Here is a 19,444-nt window from a genome sequence, read left to right as displayed (position 1 = left end):
AAATACTCTCAGCTAGTTATTTTTCAGGCTGTATGTGCCATATTTCTTTTATTCTAGGATTGTATATCATTTCTAGTCCATTAGCTTTATATTGATAAAATCCTTCTCTGCCTCTAGGATCCAGCATGATTTGTGGATTATTGTTTATGATTTCCCTTGCTTGTATGAATGGTGCAGGTCTACCTACGCTCCATAATTTATTATAGTAAGATTCTGATATTTTCATACCATAACCATAATAAAATCCATTTTTATTAACAATACTTCTAGGAGTTTTATCACTATTTGTTATTCGTTCATTAAGTGCATTGTTAAAAGTAGAATTATTTTTACCTAAATTTTGATTGTCATATGAAAGATCTCTTTCTTTCATTAAAAATAGACCGTTTGACGAAACCTCATCAGGCACTTTAACTAAAGTCTTGCTTTGCCCTGCAACAGATACTCCCGCATAACTCTCTGATACCGATTCTGCAAAGGCTTTGCTGTAAGCACTATCATTCGCATAAAGTTCACTTAAACTATATAAACCTCGTGCGTTAGGATAACTGCTTAGTACTGTGTCTTTTAAATTATGAGCATTTTTATCCGCCAATATCGCAATATTCTGTGAGGCTTCATCATCAGCCAATGAATGTTGATTGGATAACTGTTTATAATCCGCAATCTGATTTGTAATATCACCATAAACATGTTCAACGGTTTGTTTGCCTGCCTGAGAATGATAACTCTGGCTTTCTTTTAAGGCTTTTGATAATAATAAATCACTGGTTGATAATGATGTATTGCCCAAATGTACTTTATTATATAAATCTTGGTTTTTATAAACGTAATCACTGTTAATCAGGCTGTTTTTGTATTCTGCCGATTTTCGGTCAAGTACGGCGAACAATTTTTGATTGTCCACTTCCGCCTGCAGTTGGTTCAGATACGCCCTTGCGGTTTGGTTTTCTTCAACATAGGCAAAATCATCCGATACCCCTCGCAGGCTTTCTGCCGTCAGTTGCTTTTGTGCCTCTTCTTCGCTAATACCTTGTCGTTTTGCGAAGTCTTTGGCGTGGTCACGGATAAGCTGTATTTCCGTCGGATGCAGCTGCCGGTTATACACCTCCGCATTGTGCGCAATATTCATACCTTGATACGTATTGTCGGCATTACCGCCGGCCAGATTGCCTGCTGCGGCGCCAATCCCTGCGGCACTCAGCTGTTGTAGGGTTTTGCGTGCCTGCGGGCTGAGGGCGGTTTGGGTGGCAAGGTAATCTGCCACTTTGGTGTTGAGGATTTCTCCTGTGCCACCGGCGACCGCACCTGCCACCACATTGCCACCGCCTGCTTCGGCACTGGTCGCCCCCAATGCGGCGTGCAATGCCACTTTTTGCCAGCTGCCCTCTTCCCATTGCATATATCGGCTGAATTCACCCGCTGCCATGGCGCCTAACTGTCCTATCGACTGCGACAGGGCTTGTTGTTCCTGTAACTTGTTCGGGTCCTGTGCCTTCACCTGTTCGTTTGCCAGCCCAAGTTCGGTGTTAATGCCGATAGCTTTCGGGCGGGTAATAACCGGGTGGCTGTCTTTGTTTAGTATTAACGTGCCATCGGTTAACGTGGCTCGGGTTAGGCTTCGTTCCGAATTGTTATAGGCAATTCATCAGCACTAATATTATTGACCGTACCATCTTCATTAGCCAAATTGAATAACAAAAAAAGTTCAGGGAAAAATCTTATTATCATTCCCTCCCCCTCTTTGAGCTTGTTAAATTTGCCCCTACAATATGCAACACCCTTTTTATCAAATACAATACCTATGATAGGCTATCTGTACCACTACACCCATACCAAAGGGCGTTAGTTTTCATAATTTAATTATAATTTGCTAAAATCTACCCCACTAACAACCCAATATTTATACATGTCAGGTATCAGAGCAAGAAAGTCATCAGAGTAATCTCCATTCCAATTTGATGGCAGATCATTTTCAAAGAACCTATCTTGATAAGAATGAAAAAAATTTTTTTCATCTAAATTCAAATAAAACCTAGGCAATCTCATTCTAATTTTCTCAATAAAAATAGAACTACATTCATCCTTTGAGATTGGAAAGTCATAAGTAAAAAAATCTTTCATCCAATAGTAATCCTTAGGAGAGATATTCAAAGAATTAAAGTAGTTGGTTATACTATCATTATTTAGTAGACAAGCTCCTCCTCTATAATTTTTTAAAGCATAATCATATTGTTCTTCTGTAATTATCTTTCTTTTAAGATATGATAAATAAAACGGTCTAATATCTATTACAAAGTCCTCTTTATCATCAAAAACAAAATAATATTCCCTTTTAGATATTATAATTGCTATATCTAGTCTACCTTCAAAAATCTCATTGATTATAGAATCATTTATTGAATTCATTTTAAATTCTCTTTGATAATATGGATTTCACTGCCAATATCATAATTACAGCATAGTGAAAGACTAAAATCTATCTATCATCAATCAAATCAAACAATACAAATAATTCATTAAATTGCTCTAGATCATATCCTGTTCTGGTTTCACAATCATCTACATCTAAAATATTAGGAATCTCTCCTAAAGCACTGGTTATTAATGAGATTTCATCTTTAGATAAATGAATCAAGATACCCTCTAAATCTTTCTCTATTATTTTCATGTTTTATTGTATATCATATATAATTTAGATTTAACAAAAATGCCATAGTTATATTAACAGAAATATTACTCTGAATATTCCCAATCAAAATATTGAGATAATTTATGTGTAATTTCATTCCAATCTTCACCGTAAACCCTACAAACAACAGAACTTAAATAATTAAAAACATCATCTAGGTCATCAAAGTTATCAATGATAACAGTATTAGACTCTATGAATATGCCATGTTCTCTTATATAGTTTTTGATCCAATTTAAATTTACCAAAAAGGCATTGAAATTATCAGCTCCATCTATCCCATTAACACCTATATACAAACAAACATTTAGAGATATTACTTCTGACTCCAGAATAAATTTTTGCACTGAATTAAGATCAGAAAAACCATCAAATGCAATATTTTTTAATTCAGCAAATAACATTAATCCTGCTCCTTCTTCATATTAATATGTAAATTACTTTCTGAAACAAATTTACCTTTATTTGTTAGATTATCTTTTTCTAAGAATTATAAGGCTAATGATTGCTTTTCATAAATAAAGTTTACTTTCATATCTCTATCAAATTCAATCAAAATGATTAGCTTTCTCCAATCTGTGTCTTTACCTTTTTGCATTTCTTTATGCAATTCTTCACACATAAGTTCCAACTCCATTTTAGAGTTCTTAGAAAAGTGACCAGGGACTTTATCCTTATTTATAATATAAAATAAGCTTAATCCTGACCATCCATCCTCTAAATCAAACATATATTCAAAATAAAATCATATTTACCAACATAATCAATAGCATCTATATGAAGAATTGTATATATTTTATTTATAATCTCTTGATTTATATCGATTTCTTCTGCAGTCATTTTCCCCCTAATTTTTAAACTGTCTTATTTCCTTTCGTCCATCAATAACGAATTCAACTTCAATTTTATCCGGTCTAATAGAATTAGGAACATTCATATTAGTCTGCATCACACATATCAAAATTAGAAAAGATTTCAAAATCTTTTGGTAATTCTTCTTGTAATCTCTTAAATAGTATATCACCTTTCTTTTGAAATGAAATTTTATCATATATAGATCTAAAATCTGATTCTAGGGGATAATCATCATTATAGATTGAATCATACTCTCTCTCCCAATCTTCAATTTCTTTTTTCAGACTGGATGTTATAGGTAACTCATTAGCACTAATATTCTCAACTGTACCATCTTCATTAACTAACCAAATTGAATAACAAAAAAATTCGGGGAAAAATCTGAACATCATTATCATTAATTTCTCTTTAAATCAAAGTATTTTTTCCAACTGTTTAACTCTATTCATAATTTCTTCATCCGTTAATTCAAATTGGGGTTCTATTGAATAAATTAAATCTAATGCAAAATCTCTATAACAGCTTCGCCAATTTATAGATAAATTCATCATATCTAATGCTTCTTTAGAAATACTTTCTCTTGATGCATCATTATTTACTAATTTCTGTATATTTAATAGAAAGTCTTTTTCTGTCACCCTCATTATTTCTCCATATTCTTCAGTTCTTTATATGTCGGTGGATAATGAATACTATCTACCGTTTGCCCATTAATTGTTTTTGGATGTACTCTATTCACATTTCCTGAATGATCGTAACTTTCCATCCACTGACGCATATTACCTATCTTAGGATTATATTCTGTAACAAGCGAGTTTCCTCTTGTCGGTCCCGATGTTTTTGTGGGTCTTTCTTTTTCATAATATCGGATACGTTCATCAGGCAGAGTGCGTATTTTTACAGATGATTCTACGGCATTTTGCAATGCGGATAACTTTTTAGATAATGCAGCTTGAGCATTAGCTGAATAAGCAGTATATACTTTACCATTAATAACAACTTGTTCATTTGTTATATTCTGGATTTTTCCCTACAATAGGCAACTTACTATTAGCGTTTATCTCATCAGGCACTTTAACTAAAGTCTTGCTTTGCCCTGCAACAGATACTCCCGCATAACTCTCTGATACCGATTCTGCAAAGGCTTTGCTGTAAGCACTATCATTCGCATAAAGTTCACTTAAACTATATAAACCTCGTGCATTTGGATAACTGCTTAGTACTAATAGAATATTTATCCAGTTTTATACTTGATGAATATATCATTTATTGTAACTTTTCTTGATTTTAACAAATAGAAATCATCATAACTAATTTCTATTTTTTTTTCTCTCCCATGAAACTCTCCTGAAATAAAAGATAAAATATATCTATTGTTTATCTCTTTCACTCCCCACCCAAGACCAGACAATATAAAATCATTATCTGCACATTTACCAAATAATTCTTCTGCTGTATAAAATTCTGTCATAATCTATTATTCCTATTTAATTTCCAAACGATGAAATCTCGTACTTTTTTGAAAGTCCATTACAGCTTCACTAACACCACCAGATGTATTACCTCCTGGTATCCATTGCTGGTTTGCCCCGCCTTCATTTCCTGTAGGCATCCTCAAATTCTTAAATTGATCTTTAGGTATATAGAATACTCCTGTATCCGCATTGGATAATACTCCTTGATCTAATCCCAAATATTTTTCTAATAATCGTAAATTTCCGTTTGCATGTTTTACTATTAAATCAAAGTCTTGTTTAGGCATTACAAAACCACCATTTTCTGGTCCTATCGTCCCATATTTTTTGACACTTGATAGAGATGTGATTCTAACAGCACCGTTATCAAACTTAGCCAAATGTTGTTCTATGTATTCCTTTGGCAAATATGTACTTGGATCAGGTCTTTTGCCTTTTTCAATTAAAACAATCTCATTAACTTTAGCTTCTGATAATTGATAATTCGCCGTTTCCCCCACAACAGGCAACGATTTCGTAGACGAAACCTCATCAGGCACTTTAACTAAAGTCTTGTTATTTAAAGCTACTGAAGTTCCTCTGGCAAGAGATTCCTCCACGGCTTTAACCGATTTCTCCACGACTTTAGCACCAGCGGCAGTCACTTTGGTAGCCGCGTTAACCACCGCTGTTCCACCTGTCTTGGCAAGTTTCCCCGCTCCCACAGCTTCGGCCGCCACGCCTAAAAACTGACTGCTTGACACTACCGCCAGTTCCATTTCCATATCACCATTATACAGGGCATTGATTTCTTTTTGGTCAACCTTGAACAGGTTTTTAATCATTTCCGAACCGCTTGAAACTCCCGTTGTCGCAATATGCTTGACAAAACCTCCGGCACAATCCAATGGTGCACCCGCACATTCCTTTGTACCTTCCCAGACGGTATGTGCCACGGTTTTCGCCGTTTCCATTTTATTTTCACTGACCGCATTTATCACGTTACCGGTTTTGTCTTTTAAACCTTTCGCCGCACTGCGGACAATGCCTGAATGCAGATTGCGTTCGACAAACTTATCACCGCTTCGCTCGTTATAGACATAAGCCTCCTTAGCATATTTACGCGGTGTCCAGAAATCATTGTTTTTGGCGGTGAAATAATGTTGTATATCACCACCGGCATCCACAAAAGTACGCTCTTTTTGTTCTGCTACAAAATTCAGGGCTTGGCGGTCAACATTATCATCCATTTTCAGGAACCATAAGATATCTATATCTTTCTGTACCTGCTGTGCCAGACGTTGTTCTGCTTCCGCTTCCGTAATACCTTGTTGCTCGGCAAAGCGTTTGGCGTTATCTTTAATCCATTTGGTTTCATTCGGATGCAGCTGCCGGTTATACACCTCCGCATTGTGCGCAATATTCATACCTTGATACGTATTGTCGGCATTACCGCCGACCAGATTGCCTGCTGCGGCGCCAATCCCTGCGGCACTCAGCTGTTGTAGGGTTTTGCGTGCCTGCGGGCTGAGGGCGGTTTGGGTGGCAAGGTAATCAGCCACTTGGGTGTTGAGGATTTCTCCTGTGCCACCGGCCACCGCACCTGCCGCTACATTGCCACCGCCTGCTTCGGCACTGGCCGCCCCCAATGCGGCGTGCAATGCCACTTTTTGCCAGCTGCCCTCTTCCCATTGCATATATCGGCTGAATTCACCCGCTGCCATGGCACCCAACTGTCCTATCGATTGCGACAGGGCTTGTTGTTCCTGTAATTTGTTCGGGTCCTGTGCCTTCACCTGTTCGTTTGCCAACCCAAGTTCGGTGTTAATGCCGATAGCTTGCGGGCGGGTAATAACCAAGTGGCTGTCTTTGTTTAGTATTAACATGCCATCGGTTAACGTGGCTCGGGTTAGGCTTCGTTCCGAATTGTGCGTACTCATATAACTCGGTATCACACTGCTTAGCGTCACTTCGCCCGATTGTAAACGGGTAGTGGTTTGACCGGTTTGGCTTTCAGGCGTGACAGCAGCGTTTGACAGCTGATGATGACCATTTGCCTGTACCGCTTTTTCTTCGACATAATGGTCCTCACTACGATTAATCCCTGCACTGAGTGAAAAACTTTGGGCTCGACTATCACTGTAATTTTCTATATCACGAAAGTTGACACTATTGGTGATAAGTATACTCTGAGCCGGATTGCGTCCGCTAATCGCACCGCCGACCAAATCCACCTTTTGGGCTTTTACGCCGTAGCCGCCGTCTCCGGCAAACAGACCGCTTTGTTCCAATACGCCGTTATAGTTGCCGCCTGCTTTCTGTTGTCCCAAATAACCGTTCGCACTCCATGCCGTGCCTAATGATACCTGTACCTTTTCTGCTTGCTGTTGTTATAACCTACTTCGCTTCACTATAGGCATAAACGCCCGTTTGTGCCCCCACCTGTTTGGTTTATCGCTAACCGTCGTTTACTTCTCAAAAAGTGCGGTCAGTTTTTCGGCTGTTTTGTGAACTTGAAAAACTCGGAAATTTTCAACCGCACTTTTATGAATCTTGAATTTACAATCTAACTGCAACACATAAAAAAGAAGTGTTCATCAACTTAATGTATTATTGAGTTACCACAACAAAATAAACATTGAGAAAAATGAACACTTCATACAAACATCTTACCCTAACCGAACGAGAAAAGATAATGGTTTTGCACGCTCAAGGTCATTCTCTGACTGAAATCGCCACCATTTTGGGTCGCCATAAATCGACGATTTCACGAGAACTCATGCGAAATAATGCTTTGGATAGCTATTCGGCTTTCCAGGCAATGCACTGTTATCAGGCTCGGCGTGAAAATTGTCACCCAAAGCGTAAACTGGATAATGCCAAACTCTTTGAATTGGTGAGAGATAAATTCTTAGCACAGCAATGGTCGCCTGAACAAATACAACACCGTCTGAAGCTGGAAAACAGTGAGTATTCAATCAGTCACAATACGATTTATCGGGGTATCTATGCGGGATTATTTGATGAGAAAGGGTTATCTCATGGCGCAAGAGGGGCGGTGCGAAAACTCAGACATCGTGGAAAAACACGGCATACGAAAGTCCATGAAGAACGTCGTGGCAAAATCCCGATTAGCCATCATTTAACCGAACGACCCAAAGAAGCCAACGAACGTTCACGGATTGGCGATTGGGAAGCGGATACCGTGCTCGGCGTGTCCGGTGGTGCCTGCTGCGTGACTTTGGCGGACAGACAGAGCCGCTTTCTCATCTGCAGGAAAGTCGCCGAGAAGAAAGCGGATTTGGTGAGTGCGGCGATAATAGAAGCCTTGAATAATCAACCCGTTATGACGATTACGCCCGACAGGGGAAAAGAATTTGCAAGGCATCATCAGGTAACGGAAGTATTGAAAGTTCCCTTTTATTTTCCGTTACCGCACCAACCTTGGCAACGGGGAACAAACGAAAATACGAATGGGTTGTTAAGGGAATATTTCCCGAAACAGCAGGACTTCAACCTGTGGAGCGATGATGAAATACAAGCCGGTGTCGATAAATTAAACTACCGACCTCGCAAATGTTTAAGTTGGCGGACACCTTATGAGATTTATTTTGATAAAGTGTTGCACTTAGTTTGACAATTCAAGATTAAATATTACCGCCGATAAATACTCGTGCAATAATCAAAAGCTTTCATTGTCACTGCACCCAATTCTTCGTCTGAAAGGGTTAAAGGATATTCAAATTCTATTGCGTTCCCCTCTTTGTCTCTTACGCAGGTAAATCCGTCCAAACTATCTTGGTGATGTGGAGTTATTACAAATCTTTTTTCTTCCATATCTATACTCAGAAAATCCATATTTCTATAAATACTCTTTCTATTTTTATAACCATATAAATTCTGCTGTTCTATTTCTAATCTTTCAGATAATGAATTAAATTCAGGTGACTTGAATATAAGATAAAACTCTTCCAGTTCTATATTTCTACTCGCCAATAATTTATCTTTAATAACTTTACCAAAAGTTTCAAAACTAGTATTTGGTGATAAATAATTAAATTCTTGTGAAGGATCTACTATTGATATTAACCCTCTAAGATAAGTCTGAACTAATATAAATTCTTTATTTTTTTGAATAAAAATACTTTTAGGTTTATTCATTTATTTCACCTCTTTAACAATAATTTTTACACCTTGTGACTATGAATAAACCAGAGATATTGTAAATATTAATCCAATAATGATTGTTCGTTATAATCAAATTTAGTATTTACCTCGCCAGTTTTATTTAAAACAAATATCATCTTTTTCCAATCTCCTTTTAGATTTTTTTGCATTTCATCATGCAACTCTTGGGATATTATTTCTAAAAGTTGTTCATCAATGCTGGTGAAATCATTCTTCATAACAACCTCATTATTCAACCAGTAGGTAAGTCGTTGACTACTCCAACCTTCTATTTCATTAACCCTATATACATATTCAAAAGAATCAAAATTAATATCATTTCTAGCTATAATGATACTATATATCTTATTCATTTTATCTATTTCATTTTGTAACATATCTAATCAGCCTCATTCTTGAATTTGATTTTATCCTGCACAACACCATCTATAGAATATTGTATTTCTAACTTATCTGGTCTTGGTGATTTGGGGTTGTTTCTGATAAATTTAGTATTTACATAATCTACTTTTTTTCCCTCTTTTAAAGCTTTGCTAATAATATTTTCAAAATATTTCCTGTAGGCAGAATTATTAAAGTGTGCATTTTGCGGGAATAAATTATACCTATCGCAAGTACCTCCGTGAGTACAGGCTTGAATATGTCCACCAACATCCCCTTCATCACCAAGTTTCCCAACAATAGTCTGTTGCTTATTTCTCGGCATCTTACTATCTATCGGAATATAAGAAATTTCATCAACATATCCATAGTCATTTGTTTTGAATTTAGTTCCATTACTTAATTCATAATGTATTTTGGGCTTCAAATTATTCACCGCTTCCGACTCAGGACTTCCCTTAATCAAAGTTTTATTAAAATCAACCCTAATTGTATTATAGTTCTGCGTTTCCCCAACAACTGGCAAATTACTATTCGCATTTACCTTATTAGAAACCTTTATCGTAAAATCATCAACTGCATTATTACTCTTTAAGGCTGCCGAAGATCCTCTGATTGAAAGTCCTACTGCACTTTCCGCTATCGTCTGCATCGCCACTTTACTGAAAGCATTGTTATTGTCATACAATTCTCCAAGACTGAACAAACCTCGCGCATTTGGATAGTTGCTTTGCAGGAATAACTTTAATTCTTTTGCACGTTGCTCATATTGATTGTACAAATCCCGTGCGGTGCTATCGTGGTTTTTTACATAATTTTTTCTTTCTCTGAGTGCATCTGCCTGATACCGTTCTATTTCATTCAACGTATTTTCATACAACGACAATGTGTTTTCTTTGCCGAACTGACGGTAATAATCTATGTTTTCCTTTATCGCCCATATTAAGGTGACATCACTTACGCTTGCAAAGTGATTGTGCTTTTTCGGCACGATGTTATACAGGTCTTTGTTTTCTGTCACATACTGGCTGTTAATCAGGCTGTTTTTGTATTCTGCCGATTTTCGGTCAAGCACGGCGAACAATTTTTGATTGTCCACTTCTGCCTGCAGTTGGTTCAGATACGCCCTTGCGGTTTGGTTTTCTTCAACATAGGCAAAATCATCCGATACCCCTCGCAGGCTTTCCGCCGTCAGTTGCTTTTGTGCCTCTTCTTCGCTAATCCCCTGTTGTTTTGCGAAGTCTTTGGCATGGTCACGGATAAGCTGTATTTCCGTCGGATGCAGCTGCCGGTTATACACCTCCGCATTGTGCGCAATATTCATACCTTGATACGTATTGTCGGCATTACCTCCGGCCAGATTGCCTGCTGCGGCGCCAATCCCTGCGGCACTCAGCTGTTGTAGGGTTTTGCGTGCCTGCGGGCTGAGGGCGGTTCGGGTGGCAAGGTAATCTGCCACCTGGGTGTTGAGGATTTCTCCCGTGCCACCGGCGAGCGCACCTGCCGCTACATTGCCACCGCCTGCTTCGGCACTGGCCGCCCCCAATGCGGCGTGCAATGCCACTTTTTGCCAGCTGCCCTCTTCCCATTGCATATATCGGCTGAATTCACCCGCTGCCATGGCACCCAACTGTCCTATCGATTGCGACAGGGCTTGTTGTTCCTGTAATTTGTTCGGGTCCTGTGCCTTCACCTGTTCGTTTGCCAACCCAAGTTCGGTGTTAATGCCGATAGCTTGCGGGCGGGTAATAACCAAGTGGCTGTCTTTGTTTAGTATTAACATGCCATCGGTTAACGTGGCTCGGGTTAGGCTTCGTTCCGAATTGTGCGTACTCATATAACTCGGTATCACACTGCTTAGCGTCACTTCGCCCGATTGTAAACGGGTAGTGGTTTGACCGGTTTGGCTTTCAGGCGTGACAGCAGCGTTTGACAGCTGATGATGACCATTTGCCTGTACCGCTTTTTCTTCGACATAATGGTCCTCACTACGATTAATCCCTGCACTGAGTGAAAAACTTTGGGCTCGACTGTCACTGTAATTTGCTATATCACGAAAGTTGACACTATTGGTGATAAGTATACTCTGAGCCGGATTGCGTCCGCTAAGCGCACCGCCGACCAAATCCACCTTTTGGGCTTTTACGCCGTAGCCGCCGTCTCCGGCAAACAGACCGCTTTGTTCCAATACGCCGTTATAGTTGCCGCCCGCTTTCTGTTGCCCCAAATAACCGTTCGCACTCCATGCCGTGCCTAACGATACCTGTACCCGCAAACCGACACTGGTGCCGCTCGAACGTTGCTGTGATGTGCTCTGTTCGCTTTCAATATGCAGTTTGCCTTTGATGTCTGCATCTATCCGGTCGGCATACGCACTGGCACCGATAAGGTTCATGTCACCGTCGGTTTTGGCAATAAGGCGTTCGCTCATAATATGGCTGTTGATTTTGGTGTTGCTGTCGCTTTTCTGTTTGGCATTGTTATAACCCACTTCGGCATAGGCATAGATACCGGTTTGTGCCCCCGCCTGTGCACCTACCCCGCTGACCATGCTGTACCCCGTCTGTCTGCCTTCGGAATGAAACGCATCCCGTCCCGAACGCAGGTTGATTCCCTGTTTGCCGTTCAGATAGACATAGCTGCCTTGGCTGATGTCGTTTTGTTGTGTCTGCGGGTTGTATGTGGTGGTCGCCAAATCAATCTGGCTTAAGTCTATCACGCCGCTGCGCGCCGTCATTTCAATACCCTGCGCCGCATTGACGATATTACCCTGACCGCGGATATCCTGTTCGTGATAATCCGCATGGCTGTGCTTGATACCGGTTCCGGCTTCCACTCTAAACAATGTCCCCGACTGCAAATCAGAATAGGCATTGTATCCCTGCAGTGCCAGTACCGCCCCCTTCATCGTTTTCAGACGACTGTCGGCTTTGTTGTCTTCCAACGTATCTTTAGCTCCCTGTGCCACATTCAGCAAATCGATTATCGGCGAACTCACCTTGGCAAAACCGCCGATTTTGGTATCGCTGGTGCGGTTACCGCTCAGACTGACATTGTCATGGGCGGTACTGTAAATATTCTCGGCACTCACGGCCACTTTGCCCCGGTTGGCAATCACCGCGCTGCTTTCCTGCAAATAATCGCCGCCTGCATACACTTGGACATTGCCCTTCTCGCTGCCTATCACCGACCCCTTGTAGACGTTGCTTTCAGCATAGCCGCTCTCTTTATTTTGGTAATAACCGTAGAAGCGTTCGGTATCCGATATTTCCGCACTGCCGATACCCCGCCCCCTGGCACTGCGGTTCTGGCTGCTGCTTTCCATGGTCGAACCGAATATCACGTCTTTGCCGGCGATAAAGATATTATCTCCCGTCACCGCCATATCCGTCCCTTTGGTCTGAATATAGCCGCCTGCTTTCACAAAACTGTTGCCGCCGATAGAAAGTGCGGTCGTTTTTTGTGTCGTTTTATCTCCCGTTTCCAATGTCTTATTCTGATAGCGCGTCAGTGTTTTTAACATAGATTTAGACGTATCAATACCATAACCACTCGATTTTTCACTGCCGTCAGCATGATATGTTTGCTTGGTGGCATTAAAATCAATATCGGTTTTAGCGATTGCAGCAAAGTCCTTTTCTGCACTGATATTACTACCCTCAGTGACAATTCCGCCATCGGTTGCCTTTATGGTTAAATTACCACCTACCTTTAACTGCGATGCAACCACTCCCTCTGTAATACGCTGCATTTCACTACTACTTGACTGTCCGCCAACAGCAAAAGTAACCGTTTTTGTTAGACGTTGACCAAACTCATCCACCGCATCAGCAAGGGTTGTTGCTTTACCCACGATGCTCTTGCCTGCATGAGTGTTATTTTTATAATGTTCCCTCGCTGCATTCCATGCCGCATAAAATGGTAAATATGTAACCCCAATACTCACCCCTGAAGATTTAGCATACTCCTTATTATACGTCTTTGAACTCTCTTGTGCTGCTGTCAGGCTAACACTTCCGCCTTGTAAATAAAGATTATTTCCTGCCTCAATTTGTGCTGCTCTCGCCGTTAAATTATGGGTGGCTAACATATTGACATTGCCAGAGGCTGCCACAACATGTGAACCAACCACCTCTGTGGCAGTATTGTTGGTATTTATACCCATTTTACTGCGTCTGTAACCAACACTTGCCATGCCTCCAGATAAACTTCCGCTTAATCCAGATTTTTTAATTTCCTGAGCATATTCACTGTCTAGGTAGTTGGTCGCTTCATTAATATTAATATTATCTGCTGCAATCGTTACATCATTCATTGCCATAATATGGCTTCCAGTAACATTTACATTGCCTTGTTGCACAACAACACTCACATTACCGCCATCTATTTGGCTTCCCCTAGCAAGAGTTTGTTCGCTGACATCTCTGGTTTTGGTGCTGCTTTTACTGAATAAACCTCGGCTAGTATCTTTAAAAGCAGAATCCACCAAGTGATATTCTTCTCCCGTTGAGATGTTGATATGCTGACCTGCTTTAAGTTGTACATCGCCTTTTGCTGTCACCGTGGCTGCTTTTGCTTCAATATTACGTCCTGCTTGCAACAGCGTATTTTTCTGGCTTTGACTTGTTATTGTGCTGCCAATATCTTGCCGATTAGCAGTTTTGAGATAATTTTCTGCATCATGGATATTTTCATAACGGTCTGATTGTTTGGCAGTATTTAATAAAATATCTCGTCCTGCTTGAATTGCGGTTAAGGCATTTTGAGCGTTATTGGCAATATCACCTGCCGTTAAGTTTATATCCCGTCCTGCATTTATCCACATTTGTCTGCCGTCTTTACCCGTTAAATAAAATCCTCCTTGTGTACCAAGGCGAACAGTTTCACTGTTAGCGGTTTGGGCGGTATGCGTGGTGGTGTTCAGTACAATATCACGACCAGCGTTCACGTTCAATATTTGACTGGCTTCAATAGTGCCACCTGTGTTAATCAAATCTTGCTCTGCGGATACTAGGGTATTGCCCCCTGTCATTTTACCAAAACGGTTGGTGATATTATCGGCAGAAATAGCCAGTAAATTTTTACCTGCAATCGTGCCACTATTGTTTATGTGAGAGGATTCCAGCGTTGTGCTATCGCCAGACAGCAATGCTCCATAACCATTTATATCGCCTTTTTGCACTACGGCATAAACTTGTGGATATAATACCGTGGTGGTGCTTCCGTCCGCTAAGGTGATGGTTTTATTTACGAGCCACACCATATCACTGGTTAAACGGGAAATCTGTTCGCTAGTTAAAGCCACCCCTGGGGTGAGTTGGAATTGGGTAGCAGCAGTAATCCCATTAGTCATTAAGGCTTTATACTGTTCTTCTTGACTGGAATAATCCGATAAATAGGCACGTCCTGTTAATTCAGCAATTTGTTCTTGCACTAAGCGTTGTTCGTAGAAACCATCTCCGATACGTTTGTGCATCACGTCTGAATTTAAGTTCAAGGCTTTCATCATATAGTTGGAACTGAGCCAGTTACGATATTGAGTAAAGGCTGGGTCAGTTTCTACCAGATAACCTGCGGTAGATTGTGGATTAATAATAAATAGACTGCTATGTGGCAAACTAATGGACTGCTCTTGTGTTCTGATCACCGCATTATCTTTAACCACTGAGCCGTTATTTTGATGGTTTACCACATCTTGTAATTCTTTCTCATTTTGCACCGCACTTTTAACCTGTACATCAACCGATTGAGGCACATTGATAGCTGAAATGGCTGTGTTACTGAAACTCGGTAAACTGTATTCTTTATACGCTGCTACTTCTAACGGAATACCCTCTTTAATTTCTTGGGCTGGCGTATAATCTTGACGGCGGTGTCCTGTGCTATCTCGTCCTTTTTCGTGATGACGCCAGTAACTGTGTAAACCATAAGCACTATTTTTGCGTCTTGGTGCATCATCGCTGTAACCTCTTAGTTCGGCAGACAGGTTTCGGCAGACTTCATTGCGTGAGCCTGCAGCACAACCTGCTTTCGTGATAATTTCAACCCCCGTTTCTGCTTGATTGTTTAGGATATTGGCTGGTATATCTAATTTTCCTCCTGCTATCATGCGGCTGTTTATATTTTCAACTCTATCTCCTCTGACAGTAATATCTTTGCCACTATAAATACGTCCTGGTTCATACTCTGCGGGCAATACTTCCGTACGCTGAACACTTTTTAGATAACGGTATTTATACCAAGAGTCATAATACGCCCCTGTTGGCACGCGTAAATGATCTGATTCATTATTAAATACATAAAGCCCATCCGTTCCTTCTTGATAGATAGTCGGATCGCCACTGCCTTGATATTCCGTTACATCCTGTTGAGAAACCAGTTTAAATGCCGTATGGAAATAATTATGTGTATTACTGACCAGCCCACTATTAATATAAATATGATCTCGTGCTTCAATTAATCCATTCTGATTATAGATGGCAGTCGCTTTGCCTGTGGCATAACCTTGGGAATCTAACGTACCACCAATATGAAGTTCGCCTAAACTGATGAGCGAACTATCATTGCTATTGGTAAGCGTGCCGACACCTAAATCAAGACGATGACGTGCCGCAATCGTTGCCGATTTACCATTTTGTTCAATATTATTAAGTTTACCTGCCTGAATCGACAGTTGATCGCCATAAATTCGACCCGTGCCGATATTATCCAGTGTGTGCGTGTTTAAGCGAGTTTGAGTACCGTCAATTAATCCGTAATTGGTTAATGAATTCGCATCAAGCAGTGTGGTATTGGAACCTAGAGTCGCATTTTCATTATTAATTAAGCGACCTGTTTGAATGTGTAATCCTTTACCCACTAATAATGTAGAGTCATTGGTGAGATTATCTGTTTTGAGTTTCAAATTACCCTCGACTTCAATCCCACCATGAAAGGTTAAATCTTGTTTTAACGCAATATCGGCATCATTTTTTGTTTGTATTTTACCCATATCTGAAATGCGGTTAGCATCAATCATTAATTTACCGATAGACGCAATTACACCCTCACGATTTTGGATCGCTAATGCCGAACCAACTGTATTTAATGTACCACCTGATAAGATTTCACCTTTTTGGTTATTCACAAGATTCTTGACGCTCGCCGATAAGGCTTGAGATACATAAATACCACCCTGTTGATTATTTAATGTATCAGAGGATAATGCGACTGTTTGCCCCAAAAGACCTTGTACAGGAATAGCTTCCGTGCTTTTAGTATTTTGATTATCAATCTTTAATGCTTCAATCTTCAGTTGTTTTCCTGCTTGAATTAACGAACCCGATTTATTAGCTTCAGCACTGTTATTCACCATTGCCAACTGGTTAAGGGTAACATTGCCTAAGGCTTGAACAGTTCCTTGACGATTATCTAACTCTTTGGCGTTTAAATTTAAATCAGTGTTGCTATACAGCAATCCATTTTCACTATTATTAAGAGTAGTGGCATCTACCAATAGATCATGTTGTGCTTGGATTTGACCTTGAGTGTTATTTAATTCAGGGGTATAGAGTGTCAATGTGTTAATTGAACTCATTAACCCTAAATGGTTATTGACGCTTTTATCACTTTTCCAAGAAAATTCAGCTAAATTTAAAGTGCCTGAATCATTCGAAAGTTTGCCCTCACCTTGTAGTGTTGTTTGGCTACCCGATAAGATAGTACCTGCCTCATTATTAAGTTTCTCGGTGACTTCAAGCGTACTTGCAATATTAGTTGTTTGGCTGACTGTATCAACGCCATTAGGCATTGAGTGACTTGGCTGGTCTGAGGTTGAAGTATTTACCCCAACATTTGTCGATACATTTTGTACATGCGTAGCATTTTCTGCAGGATTATTTGTTGTGTTCTGGTTTTGTAATGAATAACCAATCACACCACTATCATTGATTAATTCACCATTTACACTCAAAGTAAACGGATTCACGCCTTGCTGAATTAACTTACCGTGAGTATTATCAAAGGTAGGTGTTGTGATTTGATAAGTGTTTGCACTCATCAACCCTGCTTGGTTATCAATGTGTTTACCATTAAACAATAAGCGTCCATTGGTTACGATTTGTCCGTGAGCATTGGTTAAACCGAGCTTAAAGTTTAGATTGAGATCCTGTCCATCTCGATTAATCCAAGTGCCTTGCGTATTATCTACCTGATTAGCATTTATCCCAATATGGTTAGCATTAAACTGTGCATTGGAGGTATTCAAGACTGTTGGTGTATTAAAGACGGCTGACTGTGCAGTATAAATATTACTATTAGAAGCAATAATGCCACCATGACTTGCGGTTGCCAATAAATGATTAGAATGAAGTCGGCTATGAGCAAGATTGATATTTTCTGCTTTAATCTCCGTGCGGTTAGAAGATAAAACTTGTCCATTAATCACCGCACTTTCTTCCGCATGGAGATGGGTATTCCCACCTGTATCACTTTTATCCAGTGTATTTTCGGCAAATTTCAACCCAGCTACAACGGTCGCATTATTGGTTATGGCAATATTCTTTGCTTGATACTCAATATGGTTCTCTGCCAAGGTACCACCATTTTGTTGGATAGCCTGTTTGGCGGTGATTTTAACATGACCTTTTTGCTGTGCTGCCCCCTTAGCTATCATTTCACCTTGCTGTGCAACATTTTTCCCATTTAGTTTTACATCACCTTGTTGCGTATAAATTGTCCCTTTGTTGGCAATATCATTTTGAGAAGATACAGTGATATCTTGTTGAGCTCCTAAATATCCGTTATTGGTGATTTTACCCTGACTATCAATCTGAACATTACCTGCTGAAGCACCAATTTTCCCTGCATTATTGACACCGACACCTTGTTCCGTTGCGACTAAATAAATTTGGTTCGCATACATGCCCCCCAATTCTGTCACATCTAGCGCATAGGCAATCTTTTGATTATCTGAATTTTCTGTTGAAGACGTGTCTGTTCCCTTGTTATTACCAACATAAACCACTTTACTGTTGCTGCGATCAACTTTATTTTTACCCGCCGTCACTTTCAGCTCTTTTGCCCAGATCCCAGCATCAATTTTGGCATGCCCTGCTATAATATCAGTATAATCGGCACGTGAAGTATCCATGCCTTTGCCTGCCACTTCTACCTTACCACCTCTTACATTGAAACCTTTCACATTGCCATTTTCTAATTCAACCTGTCCCGTAGTTAATGTGGTTCTACCTGCATTGATCACCCCACAACCATCGCAATGCAAACCACTCGGATTGGCAATAATGACATCAGCTTTTTTCCCTGCCACTTCGACATAACCTTTTAATTGGCTCGGATCTTTCGCATTGACTTCATTTAAAATAATTTTAGCTTCACCTTGAATTAAGTTAGGATTTGCCTGCACCCAACCTGCTAACTGCGAACTTGTTGATTTCCGAGCATTGTTTAATATGGCACCTTTTTCACCCACATCAAACTGAGAATAAACATTACGTGATACCCCTCCTGCACTTGGGGTTTGAATATTCACTTGTGGAGTATTATTTTCCGTGCGTAAAACTGTTGGTTGTTGGCTAGAGGGAGCGGATCGATCTGCATGAATTTCCGCTGGTTGAGCCATGGTTTGTGGCACATAAATCAAACCAAGTCCAATAAAACAAGTGAATGCTACTATATGTAGGCTAAAATCAGGTGTTCTTTGCCACCAGATTGATAATAATTTATTGGCAAATCCTGCAACTGCTTTACCTGCTGTTTTTGCTAACTCAGATACAACAACCAAACAATTCAATGTTTTGCTGAAAATAATACGATAACAATGTTTATTCATATTCTTTCTTCTCCATTTTAATCCAATAAAATAGCTTTAAATTTA

General features: G+C 40.0%; 14 protein-coding genes. 1 reads left to right on the top strand and 13 read right to left on the bottom strand.

Annotation, left to right across the window (positions count from 1 at the left end; all coding sequences use genetic code 11):
• Positions 1 to 16: 16 nt before the first annotated feature.
• From O1Q81_RS04145 to O1Q81_RS04100, 10 genes are all read right to left on the bottom strand, one after another.
• Positions 17 to 1,429, bottom strand: coding sequence for a hypothetical protein (locus O1Q81_RS04145; RefSeq protein ID WP_386698380.1), 1,413 nt, complete (start codon positions 1,427 to 1,429; stop codon positions 17 to 19).
• 434 nt (positions 1,430 to 1,863) lie between these two features.
• The gene (locus tag O1Q81_RS04140; protein ID WP_386698377.1) at positions 1,864 to 2,409 is read right to left on the bottom strand and encodes a hypothetical protein; all 546 of its coding nucleotides are present in this window, start codon (positions 2,407 to 2,409) and stop codon (positions 1,864 to 1,866) included.
• 70 nt (positions 2,410 to 2,479) lie between these two features.
• On the bottom strand, positions 2,480 to 2,671 hold the full coding sequence (locus O1Q81_RS04135; protein ID WP_386698375.1) for a hypothetical protein: 192 nt from the start codon (positions 2,669 to 2,671) through the stop codon (positions 2,480 to 2,482).
• A gap of 65 nt (positions 2,672 to 2,736) precedes the next feature.
• Complete coding sequence (locus O1Q81_RS04130) at positions 2,737 to 3,096, bottom strand: Imm8 family immunity protein (protein WP_386698373.1); 360 nt, start codon at positions 3,094 to 3,096, stop codon at positions 2,737 to 2,739.
• 86 nt (positions 3,097 to 3,182) lie between these two features.
• Positions 3,183 to 3,422, bottom strand: coding sequence for a hypothetical protein (locus tag O1Q81_RS04125; RefSeq protein ID WP_386698371.1), 240 nt, complete (start codon positions 3,420 to 3,422; stop codon positions 3,183 to 3,185).
• A gap of 208 nt (positions 3,423 to 3,630) precedes the next feature.
• A complete protein-coding gene (locus O1Q81_RS04120; protein ID WP_386698370.1) occupies positions 3,631 to 3,945 on the bottom strand; it encodes a hypothetical protein in 315 nt (104 codons plus the stop codon).
• A 15-nt stretch (positions 3,946 to 3,960) separates the two neighbouring features.
• Positions 3,961 to 4,191 carry a hypothetical protein gene (locus O1Q81_RS04115; protein WP_386698368.1) on the bottom strand — a complete coding sequence of 77 codons (231 nt, stop codon included), beginning with the start codon at positions 4,189 to 4,191 and terminating at the stop codon, positions 3,961 to 3,963.
• A complete protein-coding gene (locus O1Q81_RS04110) occupies positions 4,191 to 4,472 on the bottom strand; it encodes a hypothetical protein (protein ID WP_386698366.1) in 282 nt (93 codons plus the stop codon). The genes O1Q81_RS04115 and O1Q81_RS04110 overlap by 1 nt, the downstream gene beginning before the upstream one ends.
• Positions 4,473 to 4,781: 309 nt before the next feature.
• Positions 4,782 to 5,018: a hypothetical protein gene (locus O1Q81_RS04105; protein ID WP_386698365.1), complete on the bottom strand. Its 237-nt coding sequence runs from the start codon at positions 5,016 to 5,018 to the stop codon at positions 4,782 to 4,784.
• A gap of 12 nt (positions 5,019 to 5,030) precedes the next feature.
• The gene (locus O1Q81_RS04100) at positions 5,031 to 7,331 is read right to left on the bottom strand and encodes a hypothetical protein (protein WP_386698363.1); all 2,301 of its coding nucleotides are present in this window, start codon (positions 7,329 to 7,331) and stop codon (positions 5,031 to 5,033) included.
• Between the two features lie 317 nt (positions 7,332 to 7,648).
• On the opposite strand from O1Q81_RS04100, the gene O1Q81_RS04095 reads away from it, so the two are divergent.
• Entirely contained in the window at positions 7,649 to 8,638 is a 990-nt protein-coding gene (locus tag O1Q81_RS04095) for an IS30 family transposase (RefSeq protein WP_386696591.1), read from the top strand.
• A 17-nt stretch (positions 8,639 to 8,655) separates the two neighbouring features.
• On the opposite strand, the gene O1Q81_RS04090 is transcribed toward O1Q81_RS04095, so the two are convergent.
• From O1Q81_RS04090 to O1Q81_RS04080, 3 genes are all read right to left on the bottom strand, one after another.
• The gene (locus tag O1Q81_RS04090) at positions 8,656 to 9,162 is read right to left on the bottom strand and encodes a contact-dependent growth inhibition system immunity protein (protein ID WP_386698362.1); all 507 of its coding nucleotides are present in this window, start codon (positions 9,160 to 9,162) and stop codon (positions 8,656 to 8,658) included.
• A gap of 68 nt (positions 9,163 to 9,230) precedes the next feature.
• Entirely contained in the window at positions 9,231 to 9,566 is a 336-nt protein-coding gene (locus tag O1Q81_RS04085) for a hypothetical protein (protein WP_386698360.1), read from the bottom strand.
• A 2-nt stretch (positions 9,567 to 9,568) separates the two neighbouring features.
• Positions 9,569 to 19,399: a hemagglutinin repeat-containing protein gene (locus tag O1Q81_RS04080; protein ID WP_386698358.1), complete on the bottom strand. Its 9,831-nt coding sequence runs from the start codon at positions 19,397 to 19,399 to the stop codon at positions 9,569 to 9,571.
• Positions 19,400 to 19,444 lie beyond the last annotated feature (45 nt).

Source organism: Lonepinella sp. MS14436 (assembly GCF_042470565.1).
In the GTDB taxonomy this organism is placed as follows: domain Bacteria; phylum Pseudomonadota; class Gammaproteobacteria; order Enterobacterales; family Pasteurellaceae; genus Lonepinella.
Note: the sequence above shows the minus strand (reverse complement) of the source record. Positions and strands in the feature narration are given on the sequence as shown.

What these genes read in the sequence shown, in the direction of transcription:
- O1Q81_RS04145 (WP_386698380.1), bottom strand. Translation starts at nt 1,429, where the DNA reads ATGGCAGCGGGTGAATTCAGCCGATATATGCAATGGGAAGAGGGCAGC.
- O1Q81_RS04140 (WP_386698377.1), bottom strand. Translation starts at nt 2,409, where the DNA reads ATGAATTCAATAAATGATTCTATAATCAATGAGATTTTTGAAGGTAGA.
- O1Q81_RS04135 (WP_386698375.1), bottom strand. Translation starts at nt 2,671, where the DNA reads ATGAAAATAATAGAGAAAGATTTAGAGGGTATCTTGATTCATTTATCT.
- O1Q81_RS04130 (WP_386698373.1), bottom strand. Translation starts at nt 3,096, where the DNA reads ATGTTATTTGCTGAATTAAAAAATATTGCATTTGATGGTTTTTCTGAT.
- O1Q81_RS04125 (WP_386698371.1), bottom strand. Translation starts at nt 3,422, where the DNA reads ATGTTTGATTTAGAGGATGGATGGTCAGGATTAAGCTTATTTTATATT.
- O1Q81_RS04120 (WP_386698370.1), bottom strand. Translation starts at nt 3,945, where the DNA reads ATGATAATGATGTTCAGATTTTTCCCCGAATTTTTTTGTTATTCAATT.
- O1Q81_RS04115 (WP_386698368.1), bottom strand. Translation starts at nt 4,191, where the DNA reads ATGAGGGTGACAGAAAAAGACTTTCTATTAAATATACAGAAATTAGTA.
- O1Q81_RS04105 (WP_386698365.1), bottom strand. Translation starts at nt 5,018, where the DNA reads ATGACAGAATTTTATACAGCAGAAGAATTATTTGGTAAATGTGCAGAT.
- O1Q81_RS04095 (WP_386696591.1), top strand. Translation starts at nt 7,649, where the DNA reads ATGAACACTTCATACAAACATCTTACCCTAACCGAACGAGAAAAGATA.
- O1Q81_RS04090 (WP_386698362.1), bottom strand. Translation starts at nt 9,162, where the DNA reads ATGAATAAACCTAAAAGTATTTTTATTCAAAAAAATAAAGAATTTATA.
- O1Q81_RS04085 (WP_386698360.1), bottom strand. Translation starts at nt 9,566, where the DNA reads ATGTTACAAAATGAAATAGATAAAATGAATAAGATATATAGTATCATT.
- O1Q81_RS04080 (WP_386698358.1), bottom strand. Translation starts at nt 19,399, where the DNA reads ATGAATAAACATTGTTATCGTATTATTTTCAGCAAAACATTGAATTGT.